At 74.7% G+C, this 20978-nt stretch carries 14 protein-coding genes; 4 read left to right on the top strand and 10 right to left on the bottom strand.

Annotated features, from left to right (window positions below; genetic code table 11):
• Window positions 1-8: 8 nt before the first annotated feature.
• From MWU57_RS12235 to MWU57_RS12260, 6 genes are all read right to left on the bottom strand, one after another.
• Window positions 9-4019, bottom strand: a complete 4011-nt coding sequence (locus MWU57_RS12235; RefSeq protein WP_246909464.1) for an FtsK/SpoIIIE domain-containing protein — start codon at window positions 4017-4019, stop codon at window positions 9-11.
• Window positions 4020-4110: 91 nt separating this feature from the next.
• Window positions 4111-6696 (bottom strand): ABC transporter permease, encoded by a 2586-nt coding sequence (locus tag MWU57_RS12240; protein ID WP_246909465.1) that lies wholly within the window; start codon window positions 6694-6696, stop codon window positions 4111-4113.
• On the bottom strand, window positions 6696-7514 hold the full coding sequence (locus MWU57_RS12245) for an ABC transporter ATP-binding protein (protein ID WP_106267745.1): 819 nt from the start codon (window positions 7512-7514) through the stop codon (window positions 6696-6698). Before MWU57_RS12245 ends, MWU57_RS12240 begins: the two co-directional genes overlap by 1 nt.
• Before the next feature lie 668 nt (window positions 7515-8182).
• A complete protein-coding gene (locus MWU57_RS12250; RefSeq protein ID WP_246909466.1) occupies window positions 8183-8845 on the bottom strand; it encodes a hypothetical protein in 663 nt (220 codons plus the stop codon).
• A gap of 48 nt (window positions 8846-8893) precedes the next feature.
• A complete protein-coding gene (locus tag MWU57_RS12255; protein WP_246909467.1) occupies window positions 8894-9565 on the bottom strand; it encodes a response regulator transcription factor in 672 nt (223 codons plus the stop codon).
• Window positions 9562-11022: a sensor histidine kinase gene (locus MWU57_RS12260; protein ID WP_246909468.1), complete on the bottom strand. Its 1461-nt coding sequence runs from the start codon at window positions 11020-11022 to the stop codon at window positions 9562-9564. The genes MWU57_RS12255 and MWU57_RS12260 overlap by 4 nt, the downstream gene beginning before the upstream one ends.
• Before the next feature lie 143 nt (window positions 11023-11165).
• Between MWU57_RS12260 and MWU57_RS12265 the strand changes: the two genes are divergently transcribed.
• Together MWU57_RS12265 and MWU57_RS12270 are read left to right on the top strand one after the other, a co-directional pair.
• Window positions 11166-11852, top strand: a complete 687-nt coding sequence (locus tag MWU57_RS12265; RefSeq protein ID WP_106267755.1) for a response regulator transcription factor — start codon at window positions 11166-11168, stop codon at window positions 11850-11852.
• A gap of 6 nt (window positions 11853-11858) precedes the next feature.
• The gene (locus MWU57_RS12270) at window positions 11859-13205 is read left to right on the top strand and encodes an ATP-binding protein (RefSeq protein ID WP_106267757.1); all 1347 of its coding nucleotides are present in this window, start codon (window positions 11859-11861) and stop codon (window positions 13203-13205) included.
• Window positions 13206-13316: 111 nt separating this feature from the next.
• On the opposite strand, the gene MWU57_RS12275 is transcribed toward MWU57_RS12270, so the two are convergent.
• Window positions 13317-13802, bottom strand: coding sequence for a GtrA family protein (locus tag MWU57_RS12275; protein WP_246909470.1), 486 nt, complete (start codon window positions 13800-13802; stop codon window positions 13317-13319).
• A gap of 39 nt (window positions 13803-13841) precedes the next feature.
• On the opposite strand from MWU57_RS12275, the gene MWU57_RS12280 reads away from it, so the two are divergent.
• Window positions 13842-15065, top strand: coding sequence for a 5-(carboxyamino)imidazole ribonucleotide synthase (locus MWU57_RS12280; RefSeq protein WP_246909473.1), 1224 nt, complete (start codon window positions 13842-13844; stop codon window positions 15063-15065).
• Window positions 15065-15592 (top strand): 5-(carboxyamino)imidazole ribonucleotide mutase, encoded by a 528-nt coding sequence (gene purE, locus MWU57_RS12285; RefSeq protein ID WP_246909475.1) that lies wholly within the window; start codon window positions 15065-15067, stop codon window positions 15590-15592. Before MWU57_RS12280 ends, purE begins: the two co-directional genes overlap by 1 nt.
• Before the next feature lie 319 nt (window positions 15593-15911).
• On the opposite strand, the gene MWU57_RS12290 is transcribed toward purE, so the two are convergent.
• The 3 genes from MWU57_RS12290 to MWU57_RS18450 form a co-directional block, all read right to left on the bottom strand.
• Window positions 15912-17330 carry an LCP family protein gene (locus MWU57_RS12290; protein WP_246909476.1) on the bottom strand — a complete coding sequence of 473 codons (1419 nt, stop codon included), beginning with the start codon at window positions 17328-17330 and terminating at the stop codon, window positions 15912-15914.
• Window positions 17331-17334: 4 nt separating this feature from the next.
• Complete coding sequence (locus tag MWU57_RS12295; RefSeq protein ID WP_243400987.1) at window positions 17335-18720, bottom strand: LCP family protein; 1386 nt, start codon at window positions 18718-18720, stop codon at window positions 17335-17337.
• Window positions 18721-18795: 75 nt separating this feature from the next.
• Complete coding sequence (locus tag MWU57_RS18450; protein ID WP_246909477.1) at window positions 18796-20958, bottom strand: N-acetylmuramoyl-L-alanine amidase; 2163 nt, start codon at window positions 20956-20958, stop codon at window positions 18796-18798.
• Window positions 20959-20978 lie beyond the last annotated feature (20 nt).

Genomic DNA, 20978 nt, shown 5'->3' on the forward strand with positions numbered 1-20978 from the left:
GTCCGCGCTCAGGGCCCGGCGGCCTGCAGCGGGGCGGCGGTGCCCGCCGTCAGCAGCGCACCGCGTCCAGGCCGCGCAGGTCCGGGGTCGGCGACGTCGGTGAGCGGCGTGCCGAACACCTCGTCGGCCTCCCGACCACCCGGCGCGAGCACGACACCGGTGCGCAACGCCCGCAGCTCGGCCAACGGACCCCGGTGCGCCATGAGGGCGTTCTGCGTCGTGGCCGACGCCACGAGCACGAGCCCGCTCTCCTCGACCAGCGTGCCCAGGCGTTCGACCTCCACGGGGCAGGTCTGGGCGAGCGCGTCGAGGTCGTCGACGACGACGCAGGAAGCGCCACCACCGCTGTCGTCCGGAGAGGAGCCGTGGCCGACCGAGGTCAGCTCCTCGACCAGCCGTCGGAACGCTGCGGGGGAGGGCGGCGACGCCCGGTGCCCGCCTGCCTCGGCACGCAGGACGACGTCCCGCGAGACGACGGCGGCGAGCCGGCCCTCCGCCGCGAGCCGGCGGACGACGGTCCGCAGCACCGTGGACCGGCCCGCGCCTCGGGGACCGACGACGAGCGCCCCGCCGCTGACGTCCAGCGCGACCGGCCCCGCGGCGTCGCCCCCCACTCCGACCAGGACGTTCCCGTCGCCCGGCGGGCCCGCCGGGGGCCCGCCCGGATCGGCGGCGGCCCGCGCGAGTTCGTCCCACGTCAGCCGTGCCGGCAGTGCCCGGACCCTGGCCGGCGGCTGGCGCGACGGTGCGCCGGGGTGTTCGTGGTCGAGGACTTCCGGTCCGCCCGCACGCGGCGCGAGCACCTGGCAGAGCAGGGGCTCGCCCGCCGGGAGCCAGGCCGCGCGCCCCGGCGGCCCGCCGCTGCCGGCCAGCGCCCCCGGCGCTCCCAGCATCACGTCCGAGTGCTGGTCGGCGCCGAGCAGCACCAGTCGCGGGCCGACGCGTGCCGCGACGCCACCGACCGAGGCCGTGTCGGCCGTCAGGGCGAAGGCCGCGTGCCCGGCGCCGAGCGCGCCGACCAGCGGGTCCCAGGCACCCGGCCCCGCGAGCGCCGCGCGGAGCTCCTCCACGCCGTCCACCACGACGAGGGTGCGTGCCGTGCCGCCGTCCGGGGCCGGCGGCCGGTCCAGCAGCCGGAGGAGCCGGCGTGCGCGGCGTGGGTCGTCGGGTCCGGTGACGGTCCCGACGCCCGGATGGTGCGCCAGGGCCGCGAAGGCCCGCCCCGACGCCGGGGGGACGAGCGCGTGGACGTGCCAGCCGCGGGTCAGCGCAGCGGTGGCGAGGGACAGCAGGGCCGTGGTGCGGCCGGACCTGGTGGGTCCCAGGACGGCGAGGTGCCCGTTCGCGGGACGCCAGTGCACGACGAGGCGCCGCTGGGCGTCCGGGTCGTCCGCGAGCGCCAGCGGGAGCGCCTCGGGCGACTCGTCCACCGGCGGTGCGCCGTCCAGGTCGGCCTCGACGACGCGGGTCGGCAGCGCAGGCAGCCACGGCGGGGGTCCGGGGTGGTGGCCCAGCCGTGCGGCGGCCCGGCGGGCGACCTCCACGGCGGTGTCCACGGGATCCTCGCGAGGGTCAGACGTCCGCTCGCCACCTGTCCGGTCGCGCGGTCCCGGCGCGGCGGCGGACACCGGGCCGCCGGGCGCACCGACGTCCCGGGCGGGCCGCCGCCAGGTGGGCGCCCGACGGACGGCCGGGCCGTCGTCGTCGGGTAGCGTCCCCGCGTGCGCGCACTGGAGCGCGACGGGCGTGCCGGCGCCGATGCGGAGCACCGCGCGCCCCGGTGCGCCGACGGGGATGCGGGCCGCCGCCGCATGGTCCACGACGTCGTGCGAGTCTGCCGCGTCCACGACCCGCAGCGCGATCCTGGCCGAGACGTTTGCGCGGACGTCGGTGCTGACTGCCCCGGAGGGACGCTGCGTCGCGAGCACGAGGTGGACCCCCAACGACCGCCCCTGGGCGGCGATCCGCAGCAGCCCGGGCAGGAAGTCCGGCAGGTCGTCGGCGAGCGCGCGGAACTCATCGATGACCACCACGAGGCGGGGCAGCGTGCCGGGCGGCGCGTCGTCGAGCGAGGCCGCCCGGCATCCTGCCAGGACGCGCTCCCGGCGGTGCAGCTCCGCGCGCAGCCCCGCGAGAGCCCGGCCGGCGAGCCCCGGCTCCAGGTCGGTCACCTGACCGACGACGTGGGGCAGGTCGGCGCAGCGACCGAACGAGGCCCCGCCCTTGAAGTCCACCAGCGCCAGTGCGAGGTCGGCGGGGGACCGGCTCAGTGCCAGACCGAGCACGAGCGACTGCAGCAGCTCGGACTTGCCGGCGCCCGTGGTCCCGGCGACCAGCAGGTGCGGCCCGTCGGCCACCAGGTCCAGCGCGACCGTGGTGCCGGAGGCGTCGGCGCCGAGGGGCACCCGCCACCCGGTGGCCGTGGCCCAGCGCCGAGCGGGGTCGATGCCGTCCAGCAGACCGGCGAGCGGCACGACGTCGGGCAGGCCGGGGTCGTTCACGTCCGCACCGTCGGGCTCCGCCGGCGGGAGCAGTCCCGGTGCTGCGGTCGTCGCCGCGTCGAGGTCGGCCGGCGAGCGCCGCAGGCCATGCAACCCCGCCAGGCGGCGGGCGGTGCGTTCGGCCCACGGGGAGGTGACCCCGACGACCGGGCCGGTGGTGTCGGTGCCGTCCGGAGCCGTCCGGCGTGCCCGGCCGTTCGCCCCGACCCGCAGCGACGCCCGGCACCAGGACGGGGCGGGGGCCTCCCGGCCACCGGGTCCGTGCGGCAGGCACAGCACGACGAGGTCGCCCCGTCGTGCCGCGTCGTCCGCGGCACGGTGGGCCGCGTGGTCCGGGGTGTCGACCACCAGCACCCGGGCCGCGCCGGCCGGATCCCCACCGGCGCGGGGACCGTCGGCGTCGGCGAGACAGCGGCACCACGCCCAGGCCTCGTGCCCCTGCCCGGTCACCTGCACCGTGGCCCCGGCCGCGGCGAGATCGACGACGACGGCGCGGGCGGCCGCGCGGGCGGCGCCGACCTCGCCGCGCACCACGAGAGCGCCGTCCGGCAGCAGGTCGGCGGGGGTGCGGCCGGCTCGCGCAGGATCCCGGTGATCGGCGTCGCGGGCCCGTGCGGCGAGAGCGTCGAGGGCGCGGCGCCAGGCGACGTCCGACGCCTGGTGCGCGGCGGCGACCCGGGCGGCGGTGCGGCCCGGGGCCGTGCCGACCGGAGCCGCCCCGGGCGCCGTGGGCTGGTCCTGTGCGCGTCGACGGCGGACGGCGGCCACCACCTGCGGGACGAGTGCGACCACGGCGACCAGCGAGAACAGCGCGTACAGCGGCTGCCGGAGCATCACCGCCAGCGTGATCGAGCCGAGGACGGGGACCAGCCCGGTGAGGAGCATCGCCGGGTTGAGCGGCAGGGCGGTGGAGCGCTCCGGGGGCGCGGGAGCGAGCCAGGCGGTGACGTCGCCGGAACGGAGCAGCTCGTACCGGGTGCCGGCCACCTCGAGGAGCACGCCTGCCCGCCAGCGACGCCGCGTGGGTCCCAGCCGACGACGGCGCTCGCGGCCGGCGTCCGTGCGCACCAGCGCGCTGTGCGGCGGACCCGTGGGCAGGCGCCGCAGGACGCGGCGGTCAGGGTGCACCCGCACGCGGTCGCGGGAGTCGACGCGCAGGACGACCCGCTGCGCACCGCGGCCGAGGGTGACGGGAGACCCGGGTGCCAGGGGGATCGTCTCGCCGGCGTCCGTACCGGTGGTGGGCGTGACGAGCCAGGGGCTGCGCAGCGCGGCGACGTCCGGGGACGGCGGGCCCGACGATCCCGGACCGGCGACGCGCAGGATCGCCCCGGGCAGCAGGGGACGGTGCCCGACGACGGCGTCGTCGCCGACGGGGGTGCCGTCCGCGGTCAGCGGCACGTGCCCCAGCTCGGGGCGGCGGACCAGCCGGGCCAGCGGGACGCGGAGGTCGCCGAGCCGGGCGCCGTCGGGCAGCTCGACGTCCTCGCCGGGGTGCAGCGTGAGGCGGACGGACATGGCACCAGCGTGCCGCCGTCGGGCACACGAACGCCCGCGCCGTCCACAGGGTGTGGACGACGCGGGCGTGCGGGCACGGCGGGGAGCTCGGTCAGTCCGCGGCGAGCGCCTCCACGGGGGAGGCCTTGAGCGCCGTGCGCGCCGGGGCTACCGAGGCGACCAGGCCGGCCGCCAGGGCGACCACCAGCACCAGCGTCACGTCGAGCCAGGGGACCGTGAGGGTGACGTCACCCATGATCCCCAGCGCAGCCGCTGATCCGCCCCACCCGTACACCAGCCCCAGCACGATGCCGAGCACCGCGCCGACACCCGCGATGAGCAGGCCCTCGATCGCCAGCATCCCGCGCAGCTGGGACTTCGACAGGCCGATCGCGCGCAGCGTCGCGGACTCCTTGCGCCGCTCGATCACGGACAGCGAGAGGGTGTTCGCCACGCCGATGAGCGCGATGACCACCGCGACGGCGAGCAGACCCAGGACGATCGCCAGCACCGTGTCGATCACCTCGTCGTACATGGCGCGCTGCACCGCGATCCCCGTGACCTGGGCCGACTCGCCGGAGTCCGAGACGACGTCCTGGATGGTCGCGACGGTGCCGGCGGCGTCCGCCGAGTCCGCGAGGGCCACGTACATGTCGGTGACCACCGTGCCTGCCTGCACCTGGGGCAGGTCGTCGGCAGCGAGGTAGTTGACGTAGGGCTCCACCTCGTTCACCGCGACGCTGAACGTCGCGGTGCCGTCAGCACCGGTGAGCGTCAGCCGGTCGCCGTCGGCGAGCTCCAGCGACTCGGCGTTGGTATAGCCCAGCAGGGCGGTGCCGGGCGCCAGGCCGTCGATGTGGTCGGGCGCGTTCAGCACCTCCCGGGCGGCGCCCGGGTCGAGCGCCGTGAAGTCCACCGACACGGGCTCGCCGTCCGGGTCGACGATGTCCGGCACGCCCAGCGACACGTCGGTCAGGTCGGTGATCGCCGCGACGTCGGCCACGCTCGAGACGTCGGCACGCAGGCCGTCCGACAGGGCCGTCCGGGCGCCCTCCTCGTCGTAGGTCGAGCTGGACACCTCGACGTCCACCGGGAACTGCTCGTCGAGCGCCGACGTCAGCGAGGTCCGGGCGCTGGCCGCGCCGGTCGACATCATCGCCACGAGGGTCACACCGATGAGCAGGGCGGTGCTCGTCGTCGCCGTGCGCCGCGGGTTGCGCAACGTGTTGGCGCTGGCGAGCCGCGCCGTCGGGCCCGAGGCACCGACCAGCCGGCCGGCGAGCGCCGCGACCTTCGGCAGCCAGAAGACGGCACCGACCGCCACACCGACGAACGACAGCGCACCGCCGGCGATCCCGGCCAGGACACCGAACGTGGGCTCCTGCGCCACCGTGCCGAGCGCCGCGCCCAGGCCGAGCAGCGCGAAGCCGAGCACGGCGGTCAGCATCGACAGCACGAGGCGCACGCGGCCCGCCCGGCGCGAGGCGGAGGGCGCGTCGGCGGGACGCAGCGCCGCCAGCGGAGCGACGCGCGTCGCGACCCGGGCGGGGACGAGCGCCGCACCCACGGTGACGAGCGTGCCGACGAGCACCGGGATCACCACGACCTGCCAGGTCAGCGTGATGCTGTCGGGCAGCGGCACCGGGAGGTCCATCGCGCCGGCGACCCAGAGGGCACCCTGCCCGAGCGCCGTGCCGAGCAGCACCCCGGCCACCGACGCGACGGCACCCAGGATCGCGGCCTCGGTGAGCACGCCGCGGCCCACCTGCGCCTTGTTCGCCCCGACGCACCGCAGCAGAGCGAGGGTGCGGGCACGCTGGGCGACCAGCACCTGGAAGGTGTTGGCGATGACCAGACCGGCCACGACGAGGGCGATCGCGGCGAAGGTCAGCACGAAGATGAGGAACACCAGGTCCTGGCCGCCGGTCAGGCTCGCTGCCACGGTGGCGGCCCGTTCGTCGGTCGGCACCACCCAGCGGGCGTCTTCTGGGTCGGTCGTGCCACCCACCGCGGTGGCCAGCGCCGCCTGGACGGCGGCGACGTCGGCTCCGGGCGAGACGGCGACCGCGACCTCCTCGGCTCCCACCTCGCCACCGTTCTCCTCGGCGCGCCAGGTCGCGAAGGTGTCGGCGTCGACGACGGCGGCACCACCCGTCTGCGAGTACGCGCCGTAGGGGTCGTCGAGGATCCCGACCACGACCGGTCGGACGGTCACCTGCTCCCAGCTGCCGTCCTCGGCGGGCACGCTGCGGTTCAGGTTGACGCGCTCGCCGGTCTCGACGCCGAGGCGTTCGGCGACGTCCTGCGGGAGCGCGATCTCGTCGTCCTGCGTAGGCATCGCCCCGACCGTCGCGACCATCGGCATGAGCCGGTCGTCGGCAGTGGGGATGATGGTCTGGAAGACGGACCGCGCCCCGGCGGACAGCTCGGCGTAGGAGGCGCTCATCGGGGCGACGGAGTCCACGCCGTCGACCTCGCCGAGGGCGGCGACGTCCGTGACCGGGTCCTCGATCGTGGCGCCGACCACCAGGTCGGCGTCGGCGTACCGGGCGGCGATCGAGTCGTAGGTCGTGCGGGTGACGACGTCGCCCGCCAGCAGCGTCGCGGCCACGAAGGCGGTGCCGATGACGATGGCGATGCCGGCGGCCGCGAGCCGGCCGGAGCTGCGGCGCATCTGGGCCAGGGTGATCCGCAGCATCAGGCACCCGCCTGCGCGGCGTCGTCGGCCACGGGGCCTTCGAGCGACCGCAGTGCGTCGAGGCCGGCGAGGACGGCTTCGGGCGTGGGGTCGGTGATCTCGCCCGCGATGCGACCGTCGGCGATGAGGACGACGCGGTCGGCGTAGGCGGCGGCGGCCGGGTCGTGCGTCACCATGATGATGGTGCGGCCCAGCTCGCGCACGGAGCGGCGCAGGAAGCTGAGCACCTCGGCGCCGGAGCGGGAGTCCAGGTTGCCGGTCGGCTCGTCGGCGAAGACGACCTCCGGCTGGGCGATGAGCGCGCGGGCGATGGCGACGCGCTGCTGCTGACCGCCCGAGAGCTCGCTCGGACGGTGCTCGAGCCGCTGATCGAGGCCGAGGGTGCGCACCAGCGTGTCGAACCACTCGCGGTCTGCCTTTGCTCCGGCGAGCTCGAGCGGCAGCGTGATGTTGTCACGCGCCGTGAACATCGGCAGCAGGTTGAACTGCTGGAACACGAAGCCCACCCGGTCCCGGCGCAGGCGGGTGAGCGCCTTGTCGCCGAGGCCGGTGATCTCTGTGCTGCCCAGGAACGCCTGCCCGGCCGTCGCGCTGTCGAGGCCGGCCAGCAGGTGCATCAGCGTGGACTTGCCGGACCCGGAGGGCCCCATGATGGCGGTGAACCGTCCCTCGGCGAAGTCGACGTCGACGCCGTCGAGAGCGCGAACCTGCGCCTCTCCGGAGCCGTAGGTCTTGGTCAGCCCGCGCGCCCGGACGGCGAGCCGGCCGGTGTCGGGGGTGTCGGTGTCTGTGACGGGGACGAACACGGTGGTGTCCACGAGGTGTCTCCACGGGTCTTGCTCCGGCGGCCCCCGGACGGGAGCTCGATGACACCACCGACGCTACGGAGCGGACGGCGGGCCGTCGTCGGTCCCCGGGCTGGTCGTGGCGGCGTCCAGGTCATACCCAGGTATGACACCGACCCTGAGAGCTCCCTGAGGGGGGACCCCGAGACCTGTCAGGACGCCGTGCCGGTTGACGACGTCGTGGGTCTGACAGCTCCGGGTTCGCTTGAGCTGTCAGAACGTGCCGCGGGTGTTCCGGGTCGTGGGTCTGACAGCTCGCGGAGGGAAGAGCACCCCCAGGGGCCCGACGCCGGCGCTCGTCCACAGCGGTCGGCCGACGCCACGCCGGGCCCACCGAGATGGGGCACCGTGCGGCGGCATGACAGGAACCACGAGCGTGTACACGGCCGTACCGGGCCTGATGGACCTGCTCCGGCGCCAGCACATGGTGCTGAGTCGTGCACAGCTCTCCCGGCTGGGCGTGCGGCACGACCACATGGCGTGCCATCTGCGCGCCCTGCGCTGGCGGGCTCTCAGCGGCACCGTCGTGGTGGCGCACCGGGGACCGCTCACCCGACCCGCGCGCAGATGGGCGGCGGTCCTCGGACCTGTCAGAACGTGGTCGCGGTATGCGCGCGCCGGAGTCTGACAGGTCGGCGGACTCAGGGTCGGGTCGAGGTCTCCAGCTCGACCCGCGGGTCGTCGCGTCGCGGCCGGTACCTGGTCAGCACGAACACCGCACCGGCCAGGAGCGCACCAGCGACGACCACGGCCCACACGGAGGCGGGCGCGCCGATCAGGTCCTCGATCAGGAGGCGGCTGCGCGAGGTGGGGTCTGCCAGCACGACGGCGACGAATGCCGCGACGACAGCCACCACCGTCCCCGTCGCCACGCGTTCCCAGCGCGAGTCCAGGGAGGCGTTGCCCATCAGCCGCCGACCCGCGCGGACGATGTGGCGTGCGCGCAGGACCCGCAGCGCTCCGACGGCGCGCACCAGGCGCAGGAGCTGCGTGGGCCCGACGGCGAGCACCACGGAGACCACGATCGCGGCCGTGACGATCACCAGCCACCTGTTCCTGCGCACCCACCGGCGTTTGTCGTCCGAGACGACGAACAGCACGACCGTCTCGCCCAGGAGCACCGCGCCGGTCAGGAGGCTGACGGCGGTGCCGACCGTCGCGTACGGCTCTGCCAGGAGCGTGAGCCACACGGCGGGGACCGACACCAGCGCCGCGACGAGCACGGGGACGGCGAGCCGTCGCTGCCACCGGTCCTCGGCCGCCTCCTGCGTGGTCCCGGGGGAGGCGGAGGCGTCGGGGAGCACCGCCCCAGGGTAGTGGGACCGTCACCAGGGTGGAGTCGAACCCGGAGCCTAGGAACCTGGCCGCACCAGCCCGGTCTCGTAGGCGGTGACCACGGCCTGCACGCGGTCGCGGGCGTCGAGCTTGGCCAGGACCCGGCCCACGTGCGTCTTGACCGTGGCCTCGGCCACGAACAGCTCGGCGGCGATCTCGGTGTTGGACCGTCCGCGCGCCATGAGGACCAGCACCTCGCGCTCGCGCTCGGTGAGCTCGCCGAGCGCCTGGTGCGCCGGACCGTCCGTCGTCGTCGGCAGGGCGGTGACGAGGTGCTCCAGCAGCCGGCGCGTGGACGACGGCGCGATGACGGCGTCGCCGCGGTGCACCGTGCGGATCGCGGCGAGCATCTCCTCGGGCGGGGCGTCCTTGAGCAGGAACCCGGAGGCCCCGGCCCGGATCGCCTCGAGGACGTACTCGTCGAGGTCGAAGGTCGTCAGCACGACGACGCGTGGTGCGTCCGGTCGTGCGGTCAGCCGCCCGGTCGCCGTGAGGCCGTCCATGGTGGGCATGCGCACGTCCATGAGGACGACGTCGACGGGGTGGTCGGCGAGGAGGCGCAGGGCCTGCGCGCCGTCGGAGGCCTCGACCGCCACGGCGAGGTCGGGCTGGGAGTCGATGACCATCCGGAAACCGGCGCGTACGAGCTGCTGGTCGTCGACGAGCGCGACCTTCACGACGTCGCTCATGCGGGCTCCTTGTCGTCAGGGGTGCCGAGACGTTCCGGCGGTGCGGGGGACGCGGCCGGTCCCGCGGACGCGGAGGTCGTCGGCGGTGTCGCGGCGGGCACGGGCATCGTGAACCGTACCCGCCAGCCGCCGCCGGGGCGCGGGCCGGCCGTCACCGAGCCGCCGAACATCGCGGCGCGCTCGCGCATCCCGAGCAGCCCGTACCCGGCCTCGCCGTCACCGGCCGCCGCGCCCCGACCGTCGTCGGAGACCTCGACCGTGACGGACTCGGCCTCCCAGCGCAGCACCACGGTGACGCGCGGGTCGGGTCCCGCGTGCTTGCGCACGTTGCTCAGCGCCTCCTGCGTGACGCGGTGCAACGTCAGTCCCGCTCCGGGCGGCAGGCGTCGCGCGACACCGACGCGCACCAGCGAGACGCGCGTGCCGGCGTCGCGCGCCTGCGCCACGAGGGTCGTCAGGTCGGCGTCGTCGGGTTGCGGGGCGAGGGGCGCGGTGCCCGACGACGGCGCCCGCCCGGGCAGCACCGTGGCGGCGGAGGCGTCGCCCGCCCGGGCCGCGCTGTCGCCGGTGGCGCTGCCGTCCGCGCGCCGTGCCTGCCCGGGCGCCGTGGGGCGCGTGCCGTGGCCGGCCGTGACCCCGCCGCCTTCCTGCCAGGCGGCCGAGGGGCCGGACGCGCCGTCGTCCTCCCGCAGGACCCCGAGCAGCCGGCGCATGTCGGCGAGCGCCGCCCGGCCGGTCTCGGAGATGACGCCGAGGGAACGCACGGCGGCCCCGGGGTCGTTGGCCGCGGCGTACCGGCCGCCGTCGGCCTGGGCCACGATGATCGACAGGGAGTGCGCCACGATGTCGTGCATCTCCCGCGCGATGCGTGCGCGCTCCGCGGCGGTGGCGATCTGGGTCTGCTGGTCGCGCTCGAGCTCAAGACGCTCGGCACGGTCGCGCAACGCGTCGAGGGTGACGCGGCGTTGGCGGCGCACGAGCGCGAGCGCCCAGACGGCGAGGCCGATCACGGCGCAGAACATGCTGACGCCGACGAGCTGGGAGAGGAGCGCCGTGCTCTGCGCCTGCAGCGCCACGACCGGACCGATGAGGAACGACCCCACGATCGTCGAGATGATCGCCGTGACGTGCGCCCAGCCCGGGCCGTACACGGTGACGGCCCACAGCGCGGCGAGGACGGCGATGTCCCCGGGGAGCAGCAGGGGATGCCCGGTGAGCAGGTGCGCGAGGGCCACGGCGTAGACGGCGACCGCCGACGCCACCGGATGGGTGCGCCGCCAGGCCAGCGGGGCGATGGTGGCCAGGGACCACAGGGTCACGGGGACGGTCCGGGCACCGGAGCCGTCCCACGCCGCGGCCGTGCCGGCGACGAAGAGCGCGAAGAACGCCGTGCCGGTGGCGTCCACGATGAAGCGGTGGCGCTCGAACCACGTGCTCACGCGTGCTGACCAGCCCATGCTCGCCACCCTAGGCAGGTCGAGGGCTCCTGCGCGTCAGCCCGTGGTGGGACTCGCCGGCCGGTCGACATGCCACCTCAGGATGATCGGACGGCCGTGTCGCGACGTGCCGGGACCAGGCATATTGCCGCTAGCATGAGGGAATGACCCACGTACTGCTGGCCGAGGACGACCCGGCGATTGCCGAGCCTTTGGCGCGGGCTCTCACGCGTGAGGGTTACGACGTCGTCGTGCAAGGAACTGGTCAAGGAGCCATCGACAACGCCGGGGACGCGGACATCGTCGTCCTGGACCTCGGCCTGCCGGACATCGACGGGCTCGACGTCGCTCGTGAGATCCGCGGTCGCGGGCTCAGCACGCCGATCCTGGTGCTCACCGCCCGCGCCGACGAGGTCGACCTCGTGGTGGGTCTGGACGCCGGCGCCGACGACTACGTGACCAAGCCGTTCCGGCTGGCCGAGCTGCTCGCGCGGGTCCGGGCGCTGCTGCGCCGCACCCACGGCGAGACGGCCGAGGACGAGGAGCTGCGCGCCCAGGACGTGCGCGTCGACGTCGCCGCGCACCGTGCCTTCCAGGGCGAGCGGGAGCTGCACCTGACCACCAAGGAGTTCGACCTGCTGCGGGTGCTGGTCGGCAACGCGGGCTCCGTCGTCGTGCGCGACACCCTGATGCGCGACGTCTGGGGCTCGGACCCGGTCGGGTCGACCAAGACGCTCGACATGCACGTCTCCTGGCTGCGCCGCAAGCTCGGCGACGACGCGAACTCCCCGCGCTACGTCTCCACGGTCCGGGGCCTCGGCTTCCGGTTCGAGCTCGGTCAGCAGGCCTGACCTCCGGTGCGCCGTCGCGTCCTGCTGGCGACGATCTCCGCGGTCGCCGTCGCAGTGGTCCTGCTCGGCGTGCCGCTGGGCTTCTTCGGGGCACAGTACGTCGTCGCGAACGAGGAGCGCCGCGTCTCGGACCGGCTCGACGCGTTCGTCCGCACCGTCGATCGGGTCCAGGCGCAGGGGGAGAGCCCCAGCGAGGAGCAGCTCCTGCGCGCGGCCGAGGGGCGCTCCGGCGACCTCCCGGCGCGTGTGACCGTCAGCCTGCCCGACGGCGAGCTGCTCGAGTACGGTGACGAGCTGCGCGAACCGACGATCTTCAAGGCGGCGCAGACCACCGACGAGCGTGCGTCGGTGTCGATCGAGGTCTCCGCGTGGGGCGCCTACATCAAGGCCGCGCAGACCGTCGCGCTGGTGGTGGTCGCCGGCGTCGTGGCGATCGCGGCCGGCGTGGCCATGGCGGTGTGGCAGGCGAACCGTCTCTCCGCGCCGCTCGTGTACCTCGCGGCGTCCGCCGAGCAGCTGGGCTCCGGTCAGGTGCGTCCGAGCCTCGAGCCGTCCGGCGTCGAGGAGATCGACCTCGTGGCCGCCGAGCTCGCGCGCAGCGCCGACCGGCTGGCCGGCCGCCTGGCGTCGGAGCGGCAGTTCGCGCAGGACGCGTCCCACCAGCTGCGCACGCCGCTGACCGCCCTGACGATGCGGCTGGAGGAGATCATGCTGACCAGCGACGACGACGACGTCGTCGAGGAGGCCCGGGTCTCCCTCGAGCAGGTGGAGCGGCTGGTCACCGTGGTGGACGACCTGCTCTCCACGTCCCGGCGGTCGCAGGGCGGCACCACCGAGGCGGTGACGGTGATCGACGTCGTCCGCCAGCAGGAGGAGGAGTGGGCCGAGACGTTCCGGACGGCGGGGCGCGTGCTGGTCGTCGACGTCCCGGGCGAGCACCGGGTCCTGGCGACCCCCGGTGCGCTCGCGCAGGTGATCGCCACGCTGCTGGAGAACTCGCTGAAGTACGGCGCCGGCACCACGACCGTGCGCTCCAAGCCGTCGGGCCCCAAGGGTGCCGTGGCGCTCGAGGTCTCCGACGAGGGCCCCGGCGTGCCGGACGACATCGCCCCGCGGATCTTCGAGCGCGGCACGACGACGGGCGGCAGCACGGGCCTCGGGCTCGCGCTGGCCCGCGACCTGGTCGCCGCCGACGGCGGTCGCCTCGAGCTGGCGCAGCGCCGCCCGCCGGTGTTCCGCATCTTCCTCGCGGGCGTGCCGCGCACGCTCGACCCGAGCGTCGTGCTCCCGCCCGGGACGACGATCTCGTCGCGCGGACGCCGCCGCGGCTGGCTCCACCACCACGAAGGCTGACCCGGAGCGCAGCGGACGGTGGGGCCGAGGGACGAGGGCGCGCCGGGCGCGGAGTGCAGGGTCGGCCGAGCGATGACACGAGGGCTGACCCGGAGCGCAGCGGACGGTGGGTCAGTCCGTTCCCCGGAAGACCACCGTGCGGTACATCACGTACCGGAAGACCGTGCTCAGCACCAGGCCGACGCCGTTCGCCGCGACGTTGTCCGCCAGCGCCGAGTCCAGGCCCAGCACGTAGCGGGACACAGCGAGGCAGCCGGCCGAGATCGCGAGACCGCCGACGTTCACCGCGGCGAACTCCAGCAGCTCACGACCGCGTCGCCGGGTCCGACGGTCGGCGAACGTCCAGTACCGGTTGCCGACCCAGGCCACCAGGGTCGCGACGGCCGCCGCGATGATCCGCACGGTGATCGGCTTGTGCGCGAGCACGTCGACAGGCCCGTGCAGCATCAGGTTGAACACGGCCAGGTCCACGACGAAGGCGAGCGCACCCACCGAGCCGAACCGCAGCAGCTCGATGCGCCGCGCCCACAGCTCGAGCACCGTGCGTGCGGGCCACCGCTGCGGGGCGGGGGCGGCTGCGGCCGGGGCGCGAGACATGCGGGCCACCCTATCGGCCGGCCGGTATCCTCGACGTCCGTGACATCCCCCGCCAGTGCTCCCGTCCCGCCCGTGGTCGCCGTCGTCGGTGGCGGCCAGCTCGCTCGCATGATGGCCCCGCCCGCCGCGGAGCTCGGCGTGCACCTGCGGGTGCTCGTCGAGGACCCCGAGACGGCCGCGGCACAGGTGGTCGTCGACGCCCCGGTCGGTGCCGCGTCCGACGAGGCAGCGATCCGTGAACTCGTGGTTCCCGCGGACGGGCGGCCGCCGGCGGACGTGCTGACCTTCGAGCACGAGCACGTCCCGAACGCGCTGCTCGCCGACCTGGTCGACGGCGGCACCCCGGTGCGTCCGGGGCCCGGTGCCCTGGTGCAGGCGCAGGACAAGATCGTGATGCGACGTCGGCTCACCGACCTCGGGGTGCCGTGCCCGCGCTGGGCGGCGCTGCCCACCGAACCAGCGGCGGCGCGATCCGCGCTGGAGGCCTTCCTCGGGGAGGCCCCGGGCAGCGAGGCCGTGGTCAAGACCGCCCGCGGCGGCTACGACGGCAAGGGTGTGCGCGTGGTGACCACAGCCACCGAGGTCGACGACTGGGTCGCCGCTCACGTCGCGGGCGGCCCCGAGCTCCTCGTCGAGGAGAAGGTGCCCTTCACTCGAGAGCTGGCGGTGCTCGTCGCGCGGCGGCCGTCCGGCGAGGTGCGGACGTGGCCCGTCGTGGAGTCGATCCAGCGCGACGGCGTCTGCGCCGAGGTGGTCGCCCCCGCCCCCGGGCTGGACCCGGAGCTCGCCGAGCGTGCTCGCCAGGTGGCGGTCCAGGTGGCCGAGGGGCTCGACGTCACCGGTGTGCTCGCCGTGGAGATGTTCGAGGTCCCCGGAGCGGGCGGCCGCAGCGAGGTGCTCGTCAACGAGCTCGCCATGCGTCCGCACAACTCGGGGCACTGGACCATCGACGGCGCCACGACCAGCCAGTTCGAGCAGCATCTGCGAGCGGTGCTCGACCTGCCGCTCGGCGCCACCACCCCGACCGCCCGGTGGACCGTCATGGCGAACGTGCTCGGATCCGCCCTCGACAACCTCACGGACGCGCTGCCGCAGGTCGGCGCGCGGTTCCCGGAGGCACGGGTCAACCTGTACGGCAAGGGCATCCGCCCGGGCCGCAAGCTGGGCCACGTCAACGTGAGCGGTGACGACCTGGACGAGGTCCGCCGTCGGGCGCGTGGCGCCGCCGCCCTGCTGCGCGGCGAGGAGATCGAGGAGAGCTGATGAGCGAGAACAAGCCCGTCGTCGGGATCGTCATGGGGTCGGACTCCGACTGGCCCGTCATGCAGGCCGCGGCCGAGGCGCTGGACGAGCTCGGCGTGCCGAGCGAAGTGGACGTCGTCTCCGCGCACCGGATGCCGACCGAGATGATCGACTACGGCCGTGCGGCCGCCGACCGCGGGCTGCGCGTGATCGTCGCCGGTGCCGGGGGAGCGGCGCACCTGCCGGGGATGCTGGCTGCCGTCACGCCCCTGCCGGTGATCGGGGTCCCCGTGCCGCTCAAGCACCTGGACGGGATGGACTCCCTGCTGTCGATCGTGCAGATGCCGGCGGGCGTGCCGGTCGCCACGGTGTCGATCGGCGGCGCCCGCAACGCGGGTCTGCTCGCGGCGCAGATCCTCGGGGCGGGCACCGACCCGGATTCGCTGGCGTTGCGGGAGCGGATGGTGGCGTTCCAGGCCGAGCTCCGCGACGTCGCGCACGCCAAGGGCGAGCGCCTGCGCGAGACCCGCCGCACCACCGCGAGGTAGTAGCGCTCGCGCCGAGGTAGTACCGGGTTGCGCGAGGTAGCGCTGCGTTGCGCGAGGTAGTACCTCGCGGGTCGAGGTAGTGGCGCGGTGGGGTTCCGCCGGGTGGCGGGTCCCGCGCACGGTCGCGTTCACGGGCGCAGGGCGCCCTCCACTTCGGGACTGACGACCGTGCACGGGACCCGACACCCGGCTTCGGCGTTCCCGCCCGGGCCTGCCCTACGCCGTCGGGCACTACCTCGCGACGGGCGCCACTACCTCGCGCCGAGCGCTACTACCTCGGCGGGTGGCGCACTACCTCGGCGGGGAGAGGCGGCTCGGGTCAGAGGCCGCCGACCGTCGAGCCGGGCTCCAGGTTGCCGTCCCGGAGGTCGGCCCAGAAGGTGTCGACGTCCTCGGTGAGGAGGACCGTCGAGCCGACGCCGTTGCCCGGGTTGTAGCCGGGGTCGGCGATGGGCGGTGTGCCCGTGACACCCTCCGGCCCGGTCGCGCCCTTGAAGGCGAGTGCCAGCCGGCCGAGGTCGATCAGGCCGGTCTTCTGGTCCACGACCAGGGCGTCCGTCCCGGCGCCGACGAGCTGCACCTGGTCGATCGGGTTGAGCAGCACGCTCGGTTGGACGGCGGTGTCGGCGATGCCGGCGATCACCTGCTGCTGGCGCTCGGCCCGCCCGATGTCGCCCTTGGGGTCCGAGTAGCGCATGCGGGAGAACGCGAGCGCGGTCGCGCCGTCGGCCTGGTGGCACCCCGCCTCCCAGACGAGCTCCGACTTCGGGTCGTCGACGTCGTAGTCGAGGCACAGCTCGACGCCACCCACCGCGTCCACGATCTCCTCGAGGCTGCCGAAGCCCACCTCGGCGTAGTGGTCCATGGTGAGCCCGGTGAGACCCTCGACGGTCTGGACCAGCAGGGGCGCCCCGCCCCACGCGTAGGCGGCATTCACCTTGTTCATGCCCTCGCCGGGGATCTCGACGTACGTGTCGCGCGGGATGGAGATGAGCGCGGTCGGGCCGCTCCGGGGCTTGTGCAGCACCATGATCGTGTCGGTGCGCGCCCCTGACGTGCTGTCGTTCACCCCGCCCGACCCGCGGGCGTCGGAGCCGGCGAGCAGGTACGTCGTGCCCGGGGTCCCCTCGGCGTCCGACAGCGCGTCGGTGTGCTGGATCTGCCCGTTCGCCCAGACGATCAACCCGATCGGCCAGGCGAGGAGCAGCACCAGGACGAGCAGGAACGCGAGCCCGGCGACGCGTCCCTTGCGCACGCGGAACCCGCCCGGGCCCTTCTGGTCCGGGCGCGTCGGCCCGCGGCCGGTGGGTCCACCGCCGTCGCCCCGTGCCGGGGCGGGCCGTGCGGCGGGTGAGGCCTGGCGCGTCCCGGTGGGCATGACGCGGGTCCCCGACGCTCCGGCGGGCGGCTGGGCAGCGGGCGGCTGTGCCGCCCGCGAGACCCTCGGCCGTGAGCTGCCGACGGCGGGAGCGTACGACTGCGGCTGCCGGGCCGGTGCCGCGGACCGCCGCTGCGGTGCCTTCGGCGTCACTGGGATCTCGCGGGACGACTGCCGCCGGACACGGGGCTCGCGTGACTCCAGGGGCACGGCGTCGTCCCGGCGCCCGACACGACCGCCGGCGCGCGGCCCGCCGGACGCCGAGCCGCCGACGGAGATGGCGTCACCGGTCTGCTGGGGACGGGAGCTGTGGCCGCCGGTGGGCGTGAAGCTCGGGGGGATGCGTCGCTCGTCCGTCATGCGATCACCCGCAGACCGAGGTGACGTCGGCGCCGGTGAAGGCCTCCGCGCCCGCCTCACGGGTCTCGGTGGGCTTCGGCTCGGGCTCCGTGTCCGTGGCGGCGTCCTCGCCGCCGTCGGCTGCCGCCTCGTCGGACGCGTCGGCCGTGGACCCCTCCGTCGTGTCTTCCTCCGCGCCGCCCTCGGTCGCGGCGTCGTCCTCCGAGCCGCCCGCCGAGCCGCCCTCGCTCGTCGTGCCGTCCCCGTCGGCGCCGTCGTCCGAGGACTTCTCCTCGGCGATCACGTCACTCAGCGGACGGTCGTGCCTGAGGTTGTCGAACACCGTCGTCGCCTCGTCCGTGAGCACCACGTTGTTGGGGTTCGACGGGTCGTACTGCCACGGGACCGTCATGAAGGCGATCGTGTCAGGTCGCAGGCCACGGGCGCTGTACGCCAGCCCGGCGAGTCCCTGGATCGAACCGAGGTTGCTGCTCATCGTCAGCGAGCCCGTCACGGCTCCGAGGAACTGCAGGAGCTTCGGCGAGTCGGTGAGCAGGTTCTGGCCGAGGACGGTCCGCGCGAGCGCCGCCATGAGCTCCTGCTGACGGCCGATCCGGCCGATGTCGGAGCCGTCGCCCAGCCCCTCGCCGGTGCGGGCACGGGCGTACTTCAGCGCCGTCTCGCCGTCGAGCGTCTGCATGCCCGCGGAGAGCACGAGGTTGTCCGCCTTCTTGGAGGAGATGTCGTTCGGGATGCACATCTCGACCCCGTCGAGCGCCTCGATCATCTTCTCGAACCCGGCGAAGTCCACGACGATGAACCCGTCCATGCGGACGTCGGAGACGGTCTCGATCGTCTTCATCGTGCACAGCGCGCCCGACTCGACGTCGCCCCCGGTCAGCACACCCTGGGCGAAGGCCGCGTTGAACTTCGTCCCGTACAACGGTGCCGTCTCGCCGCCCGACGACGTGGGGCACGCGGGGACGTCGATCGTCGTGTCGCGCGGGATGGACATCAGCTCGACGCGAGCGCGGTCGGCCGAGATGTGCATGATCATCGTGGTGTCGGACCGGGCGCCCTCGGTGCCGTCGTCGGCGGCCTTCGCGTTCGCACCGCCGCGGGAGTCGGAGCCGAGCAGCAAGATGTTGAGCGGCGCTCCCGCGGACGGGTCCTCGGGCGCGACGACCTCGGGGCGGTCGGTCCCCAGCGCGGCGTCGGCGTCGACGGTCTGGATGTTCCCGGTGAGCTTGACGGCGGCCGTCGCGGCTCCGACACCCGCGAAGGCGACGGCCGCGGTCGCCACCATCCCGACGACGCGCGTCAGCGAGTGCCGCCGCAGCGTCCGGGCGTGCGCCGGCCCGCGGGACGGCTCGTCCCGGGGAGCGACGTGGCGGGCAGGCGTGTGGTTCACGATAGGTGAGCATAGATGCCTACGGCGTCGGTGCTGCGGTCTCCCGGGACCGATGCCGTAGAGGAACTGTGACGGTCAGAGCTGCGAGCCCACCGGGAACTGCTTCCGGGTGACCTTGAGGATCACGTGGACCCTCGGCATGCTGCCGCCGTTGATCTGACGGGCTCGGGCCTTCGACACGGGACGCAGGACGCCGTCGCGCAGGATGTAGATCTGGCCCTTGCCGTTCTGCCGCACGGCGACGACGCGGGTCCAGCCCCCGGCCTGGGGGACCTCGGCCTTGAGGGCCTTGCGCCAGTCCTGGCTCTTCGTCGACGACCGGAAGCCGCCGGTCCCGTCGGTCCGGGCCAGGCCGCGCGTGGTCAGGAGGTACGAACGGCCACCCTTGCCCTCGACGACGCCGGTCGTCTTGGTGACGCGTGGCAGCCGGGCCATGCTCGAGCTGTCCAGGTAGCCGCGGTCGAGGTTGCCGAGCGGGGTGTTCCGCTGCAGGTAGTTGCCGACCCGCCCGCTGTGCTTGCGCCCGTTGATGATCAGCCGGTCGTTGCCGTTGCTGCGGTTGGTGACGATCACGCCGGGTCGCACGATCGGGTTGCCGTAGGGCAGCCTGCTCAGCGCGTCCGGGTGCAGCGACACGCTCGGCGAGGACTTGCCGGCACGGCGGAGCGAGGCGGTGTCGAACACCTCGCGCTTGGTCCCGCGACCGACCCAGAACAGACGGCCGTCGCTGCGGACGGTGCGTTGCAGCCGGCTGCTCTTGACGAGTCCGCTCCAGGTCGAGCTGTTGACCTTCCGCACGCTGCCGCACCGTTCGCCGTAGTCCTGCACGACGGAGCAGTACGCCAGGTGCTTGCGCCCGTTCTCCACGAGGGCGACCTTGCCGCCGGGGTTCTGGACGAAGGTGCCGTCGGCGATGCTGCCCTGGGCCTGCTCGGCGGCCGCCCGCTCCTGCGCGGCGGTCGCTCGGCGGCGGATCTCGCTCATCTTCGCGTAGAGGGTGCGCCCGGGGCACGCCGTCGACGCGACGTCGCGGTGCCCGAAGATGCGCTGCTCCCGCGTGCCGTTGATCGTCGTCGAGCCGCTGGCGGGGACGCCGTGCAGCGAGAGCTTCCAGGCGGCGAGGCCGACGACGGCGCTCACGGCGGAGTTCGAGACGGTGGCGGTCTCGTAGTTGCCGAGCACGGAGATGCCGGTCGAGTTGGTGTTGTAGCCGATGGCGTGCCCGCCGATGGTCTGCCGGGTGACGCCGCCCGAGCGGCCTTCCCACACGCGGCCGAACTTGTCGACCAGGAAGTTGTACCCGATGTCTCCCCAGTCGCGCGTCTGGGCGTGGTAGGCGTAGATCCCGCGGATGATGCGCGGCACGTCGTCCCGCGAGTAGTTGTTCGTGCCCGCGGTGTGGTGGATGGCGGCCCCGCGGATCGAGCCCTGCCGCGGCGTCCACGACATGATGGACTCGTCGGCGCCCCACGCCCGGCGCGAGTTGATCGACGGGCGGGTGGTCACCGCGCTCGCCGCGGCGACGGACGCCCCGCCGGGCGACGTGCCCTCCGGCGGGGTGGGCACGTCGTCGTCGGCCGGGGAGGTGCCCGGGTCGACGACGGTGAGCTTCAGGTCGCGGACCGGCTCGGTGCCGGAGACGCGCGCCTGGACGCGGGCGACGTCGCCGACGACGAGCGGTTCGGTGCCGTCCAGGGTGCCGTCCGGCGACGGCTCGGCCTCCACCGCCTGCCACGCGTCCCAGCCGGCGTCTCCGTCGGCCGGAGCCTCGGGGTCGATGCTGGTGCGCACCTCGACCACCAGGGAGTCCTCGCTGACGTCCCCGGACCAGGTGACCCCGACGACGGCGAAGCCGGTCGCGTCCGCGGTCGCGACCTGGGGCTCGGCCTCGGGCGCGAACAGGGGGACGTCCTCGTCGGACGGGGCGTCCTCGTCCGGCGTCGCGTCCTCCTCCGGCGTCGCGTCCTCGCCCTCCGGCTCGGCGCCGTCCTCCGCGTCGGCGAGCTCCTCGGCCGGGACGAACTCCGCCTCCTCGGACTCGGGCGCGACGGGTTCGGCGGCGGCCGGGTCCGGGGCCGTCTCGTCGGCCGCCTCGACAGCGGCCGAGGCGGCCGACGGGGCTGCCTCGACCAGGGGCGCCGCCTGGGCGCCCGGCGGGACGACGAGGGCGAAGGAGAGGAGTCCGACGACCCCGGTGGCGAGCGCGGACCGGGTCCTGGAGCGAGTGAGACGGTTCACACTGCGCACGCTACGTTCGG

Origin of the sequence: Isoptericola sp. S6320L, assembly GCF_023015685.1 — a bacterium.
Taxonomy (GTDB): domain Bacteria; phylum Actinomycetota; class Actinomycetes; order Actinomycetales; family Cellulomonadaceae; genus Isoptericola; species Isoptericola halotolerans_A.